Annotated in this window: 14 protein-coding genes; 7 read left to right on the top strand and 7 right to left on the bottom strand. The window is 72.4% G+C overall.

Going from position 1 to position 12,982, the window contains the following annotated elements:
- The 6 genes from AC069K_RS26860 to AC069K_RS26885 all read left to right on the top strand — a co-directional run.
- A partial coding sequence (locus AC069K_RS26860; protein WP_478620675.1) for a hypothetical protein occupies nt 1-194 on the top strand: 194 nt, incomplete at its 5' end.
- A gap of 335 nt (nt 195-529) precedes the next feature.
- A complete protein-coding gene (locus AC069K_RS26865) occupies nt 530-1,702 on the top strand; it encodes a LacI family DNA-binding transcriptional regulator (RefSeq protein ID WP_478620677.1) in 1,173 nt (390 codons plus the stop codon).
- A 136-nt stretch (nt 1,703-1,838) separates the two neighbouring features.
- Nucleotides 1,839-3,167 (top strand): ABC transporter substrate-binding protein, encoded by a 1,329-nt coding sequence (locus AC069K_RS26870; protein WP_478620680.1) that lies wholly within the window; start codon nt 1,839-1,841, stop codon nt 3,165-3,167.
- A 77-nt stretch (nt 3,168-3,244) separates the two neighbouring features.
- On the top strand, nt 3,245-4,102 hold the full coding sequence (locus AC069K_RS26875; protein WP_478620755.1) for a carbohydrate ABC transporter permease: 858 nt from the start codon (nt 3,245-3,247) through the stop codon (nt 4,100-4,102).
- On the top strand, nt 4,099-4,977 hold the full coding sequence (locus tag AC069K_RS26880; protein WP_478620682.1) for a carbohydrate ABC transporter permease: 879 nt from the start codon (nt 4,099-4,101) through the stop codon (nt 4,975-4,977). The genes AC069K_RS26875 and AC069K_RS26880 overlap by 4 nt, the downstream gene beginning before the upstream one ends.
- A gap of 62 nt (nt 4,978-5,039) precedes the next feature.
- Nucleotides 5,040-6,068 (top strand): hydroxyacid dehydrogenase, encoded by a 1,029-nt coding sequence (locus AC069K_RS26885; protein ID WP_365105641.1) that lies wholly within the window; start codon nt 5,040-5,042, stop codon nt 6,066-6,068.
- A 128-nt stretch (nt 6,069-6,196) separates the two neighbouring features.
- Here AC069K_RS26885 and groL read toward each other — a convergent pair whose 3' ends face one another.
- The 4 genes from groL to AC069K_RS26905 all read right to left on the bottom strand — a co-directional run bounded on the left by groL (nt 6,197) and on the right by AC069K_RS26905 (nt 9,815).
- Entirely contained in the window at nt 6,197-7,825 is a 1,629-nt protein-coding gene (gene groL, locus AC069K_RS26890; RefSeq protein WP_358833550.1) for a chaperonin GroEL, read from the bottom strand.
- Nucleotides 7,826-7,939: 114 nt separating this feature from the next.
- On the bottom strand, nt 7,940-8,248 hold the full coding sequence (gene groES / locus AC069K_RS26895) for a co-chaperone GroES (protein WP_358833549.1): 309 nt from the start codon (nt 8,246-8,248) through the stop codon (nt 7,940-7,942).
- A 341-nt stretch (nt 8,249-8,589) separates the two neighbouring features.
- Nucleotides 8,590-8,883, bottom strand: coding sequence for a hypothetical protein (locus AC069K_RS26900; protein ID WP_365105648.1), 294 nt, complete (start codon nt 8,881-8,883; stop codon nt 8,590-8,592).
- Nucleotides 8,880-9,815, bottom strand: coding sequence for a polysaccharide deacetylase family protein (locus AC069K_RS26905; RefSeq protein ID WP_478620685.1), 936 nt, complete (start codon nt 9,813-9,815; stop codon nt 8,880-8,882). Before AC069K_RS26905 ends, AC069K_RS26900 begins: the two co-directional genes overlap by 4 nt.
- An 83-nt stretch (nt 9,816-9,898) precedes the next feature.
- Here AC069K_RS26905 and AC069K_RS26910 point away from each other — a divergent pair, with 83 nt between their 5' ends.
- The gene (locus tag AC069K_RS26910) at nt 9,899-11,131 is read left to right on the top strand and encodes a class I SAM-dependent methyltransferase (RefSeq protein WP_478620687.1); all 1,233 of its coding nucleotides are present in this window, start codon (nt 9,899-9,901) and stop codon (nt 11,129-11,131) included.
- A gap of 71 nt (nt 11,132-11,202) precedes the next feature.
- Here AC069K_RS26910 and AC069K_RS26915 read toward each other — a convergent pair whose 3' ends face one another.
- The 3 genes from AC069K_RS26915 to AC069K_RS26925 all read right to left on the bottom strand — a co-directional run bounded on the left by AC069K_RS26915 (nt 11,203) and on the right by AC069K_RS26925 (nt 12,891).
- On the bottom strand, nt 11,203-11,568 hold the full coding sequence (locus AC069K_RS26915) for a hypothetical protein (protein ID WP_358833545.1): 366 nt from the start codon (nt 11,566-11,568) through the stop codon (nt 11,203-11,205).
- Nucleotides 11,569-11,612: 44 nt separating this feature from the next.
- Nucleotides 11,613-12,242 (bottom strand): hypothetical protein, encoded by a 630-nt coding sequence (locus AC069K_RS26920; RefSeq protein ID WP_365105656.1) that lies wholly within the window; start codon nt 12,240-12,242, stop codon nt 11,613-11,615.
- A 115-nt stretch (nt 12,243-12,357) separates the two neighbouring features.
- Complete coding sequence (locus tag AC069K_RS26925) at nt 12,358-12,891, bottom strand: VOC family protein (protein ID WP_478620690.1); 534 nt, start codon at nt 12,889-12,891, stop codon at nt 12,358-12,360.
- Between the last annotated feature and the right edge of the window lie 91 nt (nt 12,892-12,982).

Raw genomic sequence — 12,982 nt, forward strand, 5'->3', positions numbered from 1 at the left:
CGGGCCGGTGGTGGCTGGGCCGGTGGTGGCTGGGCCGGTGGTGGCGGGGCCGGTACGGGCTGGGCCGGTACGGGCTGGGCCGGTACGGGCTGGGCCGGTACGGGCTGGGCCGGTACGGGCTGGGCCGGTGGTGGCGGGGCGGACGGTCGCGTCGGTACGGACAGCTCGGCAGGCCGTGGTGGCTCGGCCGATAAAGACAGCTCGGCCGGCGGTGGCTCGGCCGGTAGGGACGGCTGTCCTGGTGGTGGTGGCGGTGTCGGCATGTTCGTGCTCCCCCGTCGCCCGGGGCCGGTTCGGGCGTCCGGAATGTAGGGCGGGGGCTGATCGAGCGTCAAGAGAATCGGACCGATTGATCGAAACTGCCGGCGTTCGATCACCGTGCATTAGGGTCATGGGCCCGGGAGACCGGTCCCGGTCATCACACCGCGAACCGGCGCGGGCCACCAGGGGCATCGCGCCGACCCGCGCGGGCCGTACGCGTGCCAGGCGTACGCCGGACGCGCGCCACACTGCGAGGGGGACTGCCGCCGTGCGAGAGAGTGCCGCCGAACGTCACGACCGACTGCTGGAGCTGGTGCGCCGGCGCGGCTCGGCCCGGGTCTCCGACCTCGCGGGCCAGTTGGGCGTCTCCCCCGTGACCGTGCGGCGGGACGTGGAGGCGCTGGCCGTACGGGGTCTGCTCGACCGGGTGCACGGCAAGGTCTCCTGGCCGCACCAGGAGGGCGCGCCCGGGGTGTCCGCGCCCGGCGGCGCGGGCGGTCGCGAGCTGGTGCTCGGCATGATCGCGCCCAACGCCACCTACTACTTCGCCGAGGTCATCCGGGGGGCGCACGAGGCGGCGGCCGCCGCCGGGGCGCGGCTGATCCTGCGGATCTCCGACTACCGCCCGCAGGAGGACGCGGCCCGCGCGGCCGGGCTGCTGGCGGCCGGGGCCGAGGGGCTGCTGGTCGCCCCGGGCTGGAAGGAGCCGCACGACCCGGCCGAGCACGGGGGGTGGATCACCGGACTCCCCGTCCCCGCCGTGCTCCTGGAGCGGCGCGGGGTGCCCGGCGGGGCCCTGGACGACCTGGACCGGGTCTGCTCGGACCACGGGCACGGGGTGCTCCTCGCCGTACGCCATCTGACCGGGCTCGGACACCGGGCGCCGCTCCTGGTGGCGCGGGCCGACAGCCCGACGGCCCTCGCGGTGCGCGCCGGATACCGCCAGGCGCTGGACGCCCTGGGACTCGCGGCGCCGCACCCGGTGATCGACTCGGTCCCGGCGGAGGCGGATCCGGCGGGGTTCGAGGCGGCAGTGGGGGCGCTGGCCACCGCCGTGCGCGCCGGGGTGGCGTCGGCGGCCCTCGTCCACAACGACGTCGACGCGATCCGGATCGCCCAGCGCCTGGGCGAACTCGGGATCCGGGTGCCGCGGGACCTGGCGCTCGTGGCCTACGACGACGAGGTGGCGGCGCTCGCGGACACCCCCCTGACGGCCGTGGCGCCGCCCAAGCACGAGGTGGGCCGGTACGCGGCGCAGCTCCTGGTCGAGCGGCTGCGCGGGGCGACGGCCGGGCCGGACGGGGAGCCGCAGCCGTGCCGCCATGTGGACCTGCTGCCCCGGCTGCGGGTGCGGTCCTCGTGCGGGGCGCCGCGGCCGGGCACCGCCGCGGCCCTCCCCGTCGCCTCCCCCGCCGCCCTTCCGGAACCCCGGAACGGCTAGTGGTCTAGACCTCCAACCCCTCCTCACCTCGTTTCGATCATTTTTCGATCATTCGAACTTTCGCTCTTGACTTCGGTCAGGACCGGCTCAAGGATCGCGGCCATCGCCTCGTCCCCTCACGTCCAGGAGCCGTTCCGTGAGCCGCAGTTGGACCAGATCGACCGCCGTCGTCTCCGCCGTCACCGCCCTCGCCCTGCTCACGGCCTGCGGGGGCGGTGACGAGGACTCCTCCGGCGCGGGCGGCAAGGGCACCGCCGACAAGCCCGTCACCCTGACCTTCTGGGCGTGGCAGAAGGGGTCGAAGGACGTCGTGGACGCCTTCAACTCCTCGCACCGGAACATCCGGGTCAGGTTCGAGGAGATCCCGTCCGGGAACGCCGGCGGTTACGCCAAGATCTCCAACGCGGTGAAGGCGGGCAACGGCCCCGACCTGGTCGCCGTCGAGTATCCGATGCTGCCCGAGTTCGTCAGCCAGGGCGCGCTCCAGGACATCGGCCCGTACCTCACGGACGACGTGCGGAAGAAGTTCCTGCCGCAGGCGGTCGACCTCACCACGCTGGGCGGGAAGAGCTGGGCCGTCCCGTTCGACGCCGCGCCCCAGACGTACTTCTACCGCAAGGACTTCTTCGCCGAGAACGGGATCGAGGTGCCGAAGACCTGGGCGGAGTTCCGTACCGCCGCCGAGAAGGCGAAGAAGGCCGACCCCAGGGCGCGGATCGCGACCTTCATGCCGGACGACCCGACCACCTTCGAGGCGATGGCCTGGCAGGCGGGCGCCCAGTGGTTCAAGGCCGAGGGCGACACCTGGAAGCTGAACACCTCGGACGCCGCCACCGGGAAGGTCGCCGACTACTGGCAGGGGCTGATCGACGACAAGCTCGTCCAGACGGCCGTCTCCTTCAGCCCCGAGTGGACGGCCGCCCTCAAGAACGGCTCGACCGTCGGCTACCTCGGCGCCTCCTGGGGCGCGGGCGTCCTGAAGTCGACCCTGCCCGACCAGAGCGGCAAGTGGGGCGTCGCGCCCGTGCCCACCTGGGACGGCAGACCCGCCAGCGGCATGCTCGGCGGCTCCACCTGGGCGGTGACCAAGGGGAGCGGGAAGGCCGCGGCGGCGGTCGAGTTCGCCACCTGGATGTCCACCACCGAGGAGGGCGTCAGGGCGCGGATCGCCCCGGGCACGTCGAGCGCCTTCCCGGCCGACGTCTCGCTGCGCCCGGCCGCCAAGAAGGCCTTCGACGCCGGGTTCTACGGCGGCCAGGACATCTACCGGCTCTTCGACGAGGCCGGCGCCTCGATCAACCCGCGCTGGAGCTGGGGCCCGACCACCGGCACGACCAACACCACGCTCAAGGACCGGTTCGGCAAGGTCCCCGGCGGCTCGGTCACCCTCAAGGACGCGGTACGGGCGGCCCATGACGCCACCGTGGCCGAGCTGAAGAAGCGCGGGCTGAAGGTCGAGGGCTGACCGTGGCGGCGAAGGCCCGCACCACGCCCCGCACTGCCCGCCGCACCCCCCACCGCACCGGCGCCGCCGCAGGCGTCCTGCTCACCCCCTTCTTCGTGCTGTTCACCGCGGTGACGGTGGTACCGGTCGGATACGCCCTCTGGCTGAGCCTGTTCACCGAGAAGCAGTCGGGGCTCGGGTTCGGCGGCGCCGAGTCCGTCTTCAGCGGACTGGACAACTACACGGCCGCTCTGGGTGACAAGGCCTTCCGCGACGGCTTCTGGATCCTGCTCGGCTACTGCGCCCTCTACATCCCCCTGATGGTCGGCGGGGCGCTCGCCCTGGCCCTGCTGCTCGACTCGGGGCTCGCCCGGGCCCGCCGGTTCTTCCAGCTGGCGCTCTTCCTGCCACACGCCGTGCCCGGCATCATCGCCGCGCTGATCTGGGTGTACCTCTACACACCCGGGCTCAGCCCGGTCGTACGGGCCATGGACTCGGGCGGTGTCGGCTTCAGCTTCTTCTCCCCCGACGGGGCCCTGCCCTCCGTGGTCAACATCGCGTTGTGGGAGTGGCTCGGCTACAACATGGTGATCTTCTACGCGGCTCTCCAGGCCATCGACCGGTCCGTCCTGGAGGCGGCGACCGTGGACGGCGCGGGCGCCTGGTGCACCGCGTTCAGCATCAAGATCCCGCTCGTCCGCGCCTCGCTCGGGATGGTGGCCCTGTTCACCGTGATCGGCTCGCTCCAGCTGTTCACCGAGCCGCTCATCCTCAACCAGGGCTCCGGCTCGGCGGTCACCTCCACCTGGACACCCACCCTGTACGCCTACACCGCCGCCTTCGCCCGCAACGACTACGGCCTGGCCGCGGCCGCCGCCGTCCTGCTCGCCCTCACCGCGGCGCTGCTCTCCTTCGCCGTCACCCGCCTCACCACCCGGAAGGGGGCGCGGACATGACCTCCCCGGCCACCTCGGGCGCGCCCGGCCCCGGCCGCTGGTTCTCCAGGGCCGCCGTGAACGGGATCCTGCTCCTCTCCGCCCTCTACACGCTCTTCCCCCTCCTGTGGCTGGTCACCGCCGCCACCAAGGACACCGGCGGACTGCTGACCGGCGACGCCTTCTCCTTCGAGGGCTCCAAGGGCTTCGACCTCGGCCACAACCTCTCCGACCTGGTCGCCTACAACGACGGCGTCTATCTGCGCTGGTACCTCAACTCCCTGCTCTACGCGGGCGGGGGCGCGCTGGTCTGCGCGCTGATCAGCGTCGCCGCCGGGTACGCCTTCGACAAGTACGACTTCCGGGGCAAGGAGAAGCTGTTCGCGGTGGTGCTGCTCGGGGTGCTCGTGCCGTCCACCGCGCTCGCGCTGCCGATGTATCTGCTCGCCAGCAGGACCGGGCTGGTCAACACCTACTGGTCGGTGCTGGTCCCCGTCCTGGTGAACCCCTTCGGGGTCTACCTCTCCCGTGTCTTCAGCGCGAGTCACATCCCCGGCGAGGCGCTGGAGGCGGCACGGATCGACGGGGCGGGCGAGCTGCGCGCCTTCTGGTCGATCGGGCTGCGGATGGTCATGCCGGGGTTCGTCACCGTGTTTCTCTTCCAGTTCACCGCGATCTGGAACAACTTCTTCCTCCCCCTGGTGATGCTCTCGGACCAGAAGCTCTTCCCGCTGAGCCTCGGTCTGTACGCGTGGAACTCCAACACCCATGCCGAGCCCTCGTTCTACCCCCTCGTCGTCACCGGCTCCCTCCTCGCCGTCCTCCCCCTCGTCATCGCCTTCGTCGCCCTCCAGCGGCACTGGAAGGCGGGCCTCACGGCGGGCAGCGTCAAGTGACCGGACGGACCCGCGGCCGGTTACCCCTGGACAACGCCCCCGTGAGGAGCCCGAGTTCCACCATGCACCACGCCACTGACAACCGCCCCGCCGTCCTGCTCGCCATGGGCCCCGGGATCGCCGAGCGGCTGTTCACCGAACGGCACCGCGCCCGTCTCGCCGCGCTCGCCAGGACCGACCCGTACCTCGTCGCCCACGAGCTCCTCGCGCCCCCGCCGGCCGTGGCGGCGGCACTCGCCGAGGCCGAGGTGCTGCTGACCTGCTGGGGCGCGCCGCCGCTCACGGCCGAGGTGCTGGCCTCGGCGCCCCGGCTGCGGGCCGTCGTGCACGCCGCCGGGTCGGTGAAGCACCACGTCACCGAGGCGTGCTGGGAGCGGGGCATCGCGGTGACCTCGGCGGCGGCGGCCAACGCGCTGCCGGTCGCCGAGTACACGCTGGCCGCGATCCTCTTCGCGGGCAAGCGCGTGCTGGCCTCGGCCCAGCGGTACGCGGAGCTGCGCGCCCCGCACGACTGGCTGCGCGAGGGCGACGGCACCGGCAACTACCACCGCACGGTCGGTCTCGTCGGCGCCTCGCGGATCGGCCGCCGGGTGATCGAGCTGCTGCGCCCCTTCGACTTCCGGGTGCTGCTCCACGACCCGTACGTCGACGCGGCCGAGGCGGCCCGGCTGGGGGTGGAGACCGTCCCGCTGGACGAGCTGTGCGCCCGCAGCAGTGTCGTCTCCGTCCACGCCCCGCAGCTCCCGGCGACCGAGCGCATGATCGGCGCGCGCCAGCTGGCCGCGATGCCGGACGGGGCCACGCTGGTCAACACCGCGCGCGGCTCCCTGGTGGACGGGCCGGCCCTGCTCGGCGAGCTGCTCTCCGGGCGGCTGCACGCCGTACTGGACGTCACCGAGCCCGAGCTTCCCGCCCGCGAGAGCCCGTTGTACGACCTGCCCAACGTCCTGCTGACCCCGCACATCGCCGGTTCGCTCGGCAACGAGCTGCACCGGATGGCGGATCTGGCGCTGGCCGAGGTGGAGCGGTTCGCCGCGGGGCAGCCGTTCGCGGACCCGGTGCACGCGGCGGCCCTGCGCCACTCGGCGTGAGAGACGTACGTGCGTACGTACGGGAAAGGCCCCCGCCCCGCCGGTGGCGGGATCGGGGGCCTTCGGCGTCGTACGGTTCCTGCCGCCGGGGGGCGTCGGGCTCCGTACGACGTCAGCGCGTCACCACGTCAGTGGCTGTGGCCGTGACCGTGGCCGTGACCGGCCTCGGCCTCCTCGTCGGCCGGCTTCTCGACGACCAGGGTCTCGGTCGTGAGCAGCAGGGAGGCGATGGAGGCGGCGTTCTCCAGGGCGGAGCGCGTCACCTTGACCGGGTCGATGACGCCGGCCTTGACCAGGTCGCCGTACTCGCCGGTGGCGGCGTTGAAGCCCTGGCCCTTGTCGAGCTCGGCGACCTTGGAGGTGATGACGTAACCCTCCAGGCCGGCGTTCTCGGCGATCCAGCGCAGCGGCTCGACGGCGGCGCGGCGGACGACCGCGACACCGGTGGCCTCGTCGCCGGTCTTGTCGAGGTTGCCCTCCAGGACCTTGACGGCGTGGACGAGCGCGGAGCCACCACCGGAGACGATGCCCTCCTCGACCGCGGCGCGGGTCGCGGAGATGGCGTCCTCCAGACGGTGCTTCTTCTCCTTCAGCTCCACCTCGGTGGCGGCGCCGACCTTGATCACGCACACGCCGCCGGCGAGCTTCGCGAGGCGCTCCTGGAGCTTCTCGCGGTCCCAGTCGGAGTCCGTGGACTCGATCTCGGCCTTGATCTGCGCGACGCGGCCGACCACGTCCTCGCTGTTGCCGCCGCCGTCGACGATCGTGGTGTCGTCCTTGGTGACGGTCACGCGGCGGGCGGAGCCCAGCACGTCCAGACCGGCCTGGTCGAGCTTGAGGCCGACCTCCTCGGCGATGACGGTGGCACCGGTGAGGGTGGCCATGTCCTGGAGCATCGCCTTGCGGCGGTCGCCGAAGCCGGGGGCCTTGACGGCCACGGCGTTGAACGTGCCACGGATCTTGTTGACGACCAGGGTGGAGAGGGCCTCGCCCTCGACGTCCTCGGCGATGATCAGGAGCGGCTTGGAGGAGCCGGCCTGGATGACCTTCTCGAGGAGCGGCAGGAGGTCCTGGATCGAGGAGATCTTGCCCTGGTTGATCAGGATGTACGGGTCGTCGAGGACGGCCTCCATACGCTCCTGGTCGGAGACCATGTACGGCGAGAGGTAGCCCTTGTCGAAGGCCATGCCCTCGGTGAACTCCAGCTCCAGGCCGAAGGTGTTGGACTCCTCGACGGTGATGACACCGTCCTTGCCGACCTTGTCCATCGCCTCGGCGATGAGCTCGCCGACCTGCTGGTCCTGGGCGGAGAGCGCGGCCACGGCGGCGATGTCCGACTTGTCGTCGATCGGACGCGCGGTGGCGAGCAGCTCCTGCGAGACGGCCTTGACGGCCGCGTCGATGCCCTTCTTCAGGGCGGCCGGGGAGGCACCGGCGGCGACGTTGCGCAGACCCTCGCGGACCAGCGCCTGGGCCAGCACGGTGGCGGTGGTGGTGCCGTCACCCGCGATGTCGTTGGTCTTGGTCGCCACCTCCTTCACGAGCTGGGCGCCCAGGTTCTCGTACGGGTCGTCGAGCTCGACCTCGCGCGCGATGGTGACACCGTCGTTGGTGATGGTGGGGGCGCCGAACTTCTTGTCGATGACGACGTTGCGGCCCTTGGGGCCGATCGTCACCTTCACCGTGTCGGCAAGCTTGTTGACGCCGCGCTCAAGGGCGCGACGGGCGTCCTCGTCGAACTTCAGGATCTTCGCCATGGGAGCGGTTCAGCCCTCTCGGAAACTTGGTGATACGAAAACTGCGCCCCTCGCCGCCCGGCTGTCAGCAGGGTGGCCAGGGGCGCAGCTCAGAAGCATTCGCTTCGAGGTGAATTACTTCTCGATGATCGCGAGCACGTCGCGAGCCGAGAGGACGAGGTACTCGTCACCGTTGTACTTCACCTCGGTGCCGCCGTACTTGCTGTAGAGCACGACGTCACCGACGGCGACGTCGAGTTCGACGCGCTTGCCGTCCTCGATCCGGCCCGGGCCCACGGCCAGGACGACGCCCTCCTGGGGCTTCTCCTTGGCGGTGTCCGGAATGACCAGGCCGGAGGCCGTGGTCTGCTCGGCGTCGAGCGGCTGGACCACAATGCGGTCCTCGAGCGGCTTGATGGCAACCTTGGAGCTGGCGGTCGTCACGATCCGACCTCCCCCTTCGGAGATCTCACGGGGTTAACTGTCTGAGGTGGCGACCAGGTGGATCCGTCGTCGCGGGTGCCGGACCTGCCCGTCGCTGTGTTGGCACTCTCCGGTGGGGAGTGCCAGAGCCGAGACTAGGACGGCGGTTAGCACTCGGTCAAGCGGAGTGCCAGACGGATGGTGCGTGGCGGAGTCCCGCGGGGTGCCCTGACGCCGCGTCCAGGGGGTGGTCGAGGGCCTGTCGCGCGCACGCGGCCGAGCCGGAAACGTCGCCCCGCGCGCGCGAGGGCGGAGCCGGAAAACGTCACCCCCGCGCGCGCGAGGAACGTGGCGCCCCGCCTCTAGGGCGTCGGTGCCGGGGCGGTCGCCCCCGGGGTGCGGGATGGCGCCGCCGGGCCGGGAGCGGGCGGGGTGCGTTCCGCGTCGGGGCGGACGTGCCAGGGCCGGCGGCCCGGGGCGCCGGGGCGGGGGAAGCCGCGCCGCGCGTCGGTCACCTTCGTCGCCGCCATGCGGCCGAGCCGTTCGATCGGGGCGGCGGGGCGCTCGCAGCCCGCCGCCAGCAGGGACACCGTCAGCGCACCGGCCGCCAGCAGACCGGCCAGCGGACCGCCCGACGGCCGGTGCGCGCGGGTCATACGTAGTCCTCCAGCCTGGCCACCGCGTACCCCTTGTCGGTGATGACCTTCATGACCTGCCGGATCATGTCGGGCATCGTGCCCTTCCAGTCCTCGCGCCCCCGGAAGTGGGTGAGCACGATGTCGCCGGGGTGGAGGTCGCGGTCCCACTCGCGCCACTCCATGTGGTCCGGGAACGCCTCGGCCGCCCACAGCGGCACCGCCTTGATCCCGCAGGACTGGGCCGCGCGCAGGGTGTCCTCGTTGTAGTTGCCGTACGGCGGCCGGAAGAGCCGGGGCCGCTTGCCCGCCCACGTGCCGATCTTGTCCTGCTGGCCGCAGATCTCGTGCCGCTGCTCGTCGTAGGAGAGACCGGGCAGATAGCGGTGGTTGAGCGTGTGGTTGTTGAGCGTGACCCCGAGGCTCTGCATGCGCTTGAAGTACGGGTAGTCGGTGTGGACGAGGTAGTCGCTGAGGAAGGCGCTGTAGGGGATGCGCAGGTCCCGCATCATCTTCAGCAGTTTGGGATCCTTCTCGGCGCCGTCGTCGATGGTCAGGAAGACGATCCGGTCCTTGGTGGGCACGGTGGTGAAGACCGGCGGCAGCGAGTCGCCGCCGTCCGTCTCGAAGCCGGGCCGGTTGGTGATCTCCGGTTTGACGGCGGGCGGGGCGGGCGGGGTCAGCGGCACCTTGGCCAGCCTCCACCTCCTGGCGGCGGTCACCCGGGCGGCCTGCTCCTCCTTGAGACGGCCGGAGTAGCCGGCGAGGGCGCGGGCGGCGTCGCTGTCGTAGGCCTGCGGTCCGGCGGCGGCCCTGCCGCCGCGTCCGCCCACGTGGGGATCCCCGGAGGCGCACCCGGAGCCGAGCGCGGCGACGACGAGCCCGGCGAACACCAGGAGGGGGGCTTTCGTCAGACGGCGCCCATTTTCTTCCTTTTGTCGTACAAGCTGCATGCCGCCGCATCCTGTCAGTGCGGGGCGGTATACCGGAGGCGACACCCGACACCGGACGCGCGCCGTCCCCCGCCTGGCCCACAATGGGGCGGGTGAACGACCTCGACACCTTCCGCGCCCTGCTCACCCCCGAGGGCGCGGGCCTGCTGGACTCGCTGCGCGACCACGACCCGGCCCAGGAGCTGGCGCTGGCGACCCGGCTGCGCCGCACGCACGCCCCGGAGCTGGTCTCGGCCGCCCTGGCCCAGGCGCGGCTGCGGCAGCGCGCGGTCGCGAAGTTCGGCGCGGACGACGCGTACCGGATGTTCTTCACCCCCAACGGCGTCGAGCAGTCCACGCGCGCGTCGGTGGCCGCCTACCGCGCCCGCGTCTTCGCCGCCCAGGGGGTACGGAGCGTGGCCGACCTGTGCTGCGGCATCGGTGGGGACGCGCTGGCGCTCGCCCGGGCGGGCATCTCCGTCCTCGCGGTGGACCGCGACGAGCTGACGGCCGAGGTCGCCCGCGCGAACGCGGCGGCGCTGGGCCTCGCGGAGCTGATCGAGGTGCGGTGCGCGGATGTGACCGACGTGGACACCTCGGGGTGGGACGCGGTGTTCGTGGACCCGGCGCGGCGCGGCGGGCGCGGGCGCGTCTTCGACCCCGAGGCGTACTCACCGCCGCTGTCCTGGGCGATCGGCGCGGCCCTGAAGGCCCCGCTCGCCGCGCTGAAGATCGCCCCCGGCATCCCGCACGAGACGGTCCCGCCGCAGGCCGAGGCGGAGTGGATCTCGGACGGGGGCGATGTGAAGGAGGCGGTGCTCTGGTTCGGGCAGGCGCACGGGTCCGGGCAGGCGCACGCCTCCCTGCACACCCGCACGCCGGGCGCGGTCCGTGCCACGCTCCTGCCCGCCGAGGCCACGCTCCGGGCCTCCGCCCCGCTCCCGCCGCCCCCGGTCGGCCCGGTGGGCCGCTACCTCCACGAGCCGGACGGCGCCGTCATCCGCGCCCATCTGGTGGCCGACATCGCGGCGGCGTGCGGCGGCCGCCTCATCGACGAGACCATCGCGTACGTGACGAGCGACGAGCCGTACGCGTCCCCGTTCACCACCGCGTACGAGATCACCGACGAGCTGCCCTTCAACATGAAGAAGCTGAAGGCGCTGCTGCGGGAGCGCGGGGTGGGCGTGCTGACGGTCAAGAAGCGCGGCTCGGCGGTGGAGCCGGAGGAGCTGCGCCGCAAGATGAAGCTCCAGGGGCGCGGTTCGGCGACGGTGTTCCTGACGCGGGTGGCGGGGGCGCCGACGATGCTGATCGGGCATCCGGCAGGGCGCCCGTAGACACCCCGGGCCTCTGCTCCCCGCGGCCCGGGAAGCCTTCCGCGCCGGGGCGAGGGCCGGGTCCGTACCCCCTACGCCAGGTCCGTGAGCTCCTCCGCGAACACCTGCGACAGCGGCTGCGGCCCCACGTACTGCTGGCAGTTGCACCGGCCCGGCTCGAAGCGGAGCGGCTGCTTGGACTCGTCCCAGGCGACCGGGATCTCGACGCGCTCGTGGCACAGGCCCTGCTTGTCGTGCTTGGCGAGGTGGTGGGCGCAGCCGCAGACGGGCTCCGGGGGGCGGTGGGCGGCCTCCAGGGCGAGGCGCTCGCACCGGGCCGCCTCCAGGCGTTCCAGCCGGCGCTCGTGGCGGGTGCGCAGGGCCGTGCGGCCCGTGTCGGCGGCCCAGCCGAAGCCTCCCATCCAGAAGACTATGAGGACCCACCAGTACCATTCCATGTTGCCGCCTTCCCCCTGAAACCGTGCGACGTGCGTACGCGCGTTCAGGATAGGTGCGCGGAGGGCCGGAGCCGTAGGGCCCAGCGGCGGTGGGACAGCGCCTTGTTGACGGCGATCAGGCCGGTGAGCCAGCACACCAGACCCAGCCCCATCCCCAGCACCACCACTCCGTAGGTGTCGTCGCCCGGCCGCGCCCCCGCCGGGACCGTGACGCACACGAACAGGCCGACCGCGCACATCAGTCCGCCCGGCAGCAGCCACGCCAGGCTCAGTCCGGGCGCGCGCAGCGCGGCGTCGGTCGCGGGATGGCGGTCCAACGCGGCCCACTGCGCCAGGAGTCGGCGGATCCGCGCGTCCTTGCGCAGGCCCGCCACGATCGCCACGGCGGTCGGCACCAGCGCGCCGAGCCCGATCACCAGGCAGACCGCCCCGTAGAGCACCGACAGCACGTCCAGCGCCTCGGTGAACGCGATGACCGCCGTCCCCACGAACGCCCAGCCGGTGGCGAGCAGCACCGCCCAGCCCCAGTGGGCCGCGATCCGCCCCGGGCCCAACTGCCGTGCCACCAGGTCCGCCAGGACCGCCGCGCGGTCCCTGAGCAGCGCGTCCCGGTCGGGCCAGGTACGGATCGCCACCGGGGGCGGGGGCGGCGGCAGGGGTGTGCGGAACGGCATGGACATGAGGTTACCGGCGCGGCCAAGAGGCCCCGCCGCCCGCTCGGTTGCCCGCGCTTTCCGGTCGCCGGCCCCGGTCGGGCCCTCCCGGTCGGCCGTCCGCGCGGCCGCCCGCTCAGTCGCCCTCGTACGCCCGTCGCAGCCCGGCCACGTCCAGCTTCTTCATCTTCATCATGGCCCCGAGCGCCCGGTTCACGCCCTCCCGGTCCTCGCCCGACAGGATCTCGCGCAGGGCGCGCGGGACGATCTGCCAGGACAGGCCGTACTTGTCCTTCAGCCAGCCGCACGGGCCCTCCTCGCCGCCGTCGGCGGTCAGCCCGGCCCAGAGCTCGTCGACCTCCTCCTGGGACGCGCAGTCGACGGAGAGCGAGATGGACTCGTTGAAGGAGAAGTCCTGCTTGCCGCCGTTGAGCGCGGTGTACTGCTGGCCGGCCAGTTCGAACACGACGGTCATCACCGTGCCGGCCTGGTCGGGGAACGCCTCCGTGTACCGGGTGGTCTCGATGATCCGCGAGCTGCCGCCGAAGACGGAGACGTAGAACCGCGCGGCCTCCTCGGCCTGGTCGTCGAACCACAGGAACGTGGTGATCTTCTGGACGGGCTGCGCGGACTGTGCGGACTGCTCGGAGCGTGCGGACTGCTCGGACATGGCTGCTGCCTCCCTCTCGGCCGGGCCGTCCGGCGGGTACCGGCGGCTCGGAAGGGTAGACCGGGCCCCACCGCGAAACTCATCGGTCGCC

This window comes from Streptomyces sp. NPDC043908, assembly GCF_056435525.1.

Coding starts and splice junctions, on each gene's coding strand:
- AC069K_RS26900 (WP_365105648.1), bottom strand. CDS start 8,883: ATGACCCGCGCGCACCGGCCGTCGGGCGGTCCGCTGGCCGGTCTGCTG.
- AC069K_RS26915 (WP_358833545.1), bottom strand. CDS start 11,568: ATGGAATGGTACTGGTGGGTCCTCATAGTCTTCTGGATGGGAGGCTTC.
- groL (WP_358833550.1), bottom strand. CDS start 7,825: ATGGCGAAGATCCTGAAGTTCGACGAGGACGCCCGTCGCGCCCTTGAG.
- AC069K_RS26880 (WP_478620682.1), top strand. CDS start 4,099: ATGACCTCCCCGGCCACCTCGGGCGCGCCCGGCCCCGGCCGCTGGTTC.
- AC069K_RS26925 (WP_478620690.1), bottom strand. CDS start 12,891: ATGTCCGAGCAGTCCGCACGCTCCGAGCAGTCCGCACAGTCCGCGCAG.
- AC069K_RS26920 (WP_365105656.1), bottom strand. CDS start 12,242: ATGCCGTTCCGCACACCCCTGCCGCCGCCCCCGCCCCCGGTGGCGATC.
- AC069K_RS26885 (WP_365105641.1), top strand. CDS start 5,040: ATGCACCACGCCACTGACAACCGCCCCGCCGTCCTGCTCGCCATGGGC.
- AC069K_RS26905 (WP_478620685.1), bottom strand. CDS start 9,815: ATGCAGCTTGTACGACAAAAGGAAGAAAATGGGCGCCGTCTGACGAAA.
- AC069K_RS26910 (WP_478620687.1), top strand. CDS start 9,899: ATGGGGCGGGTGAACGACCTCGACACCTTCCGCGCCCTGCTCACCCCC.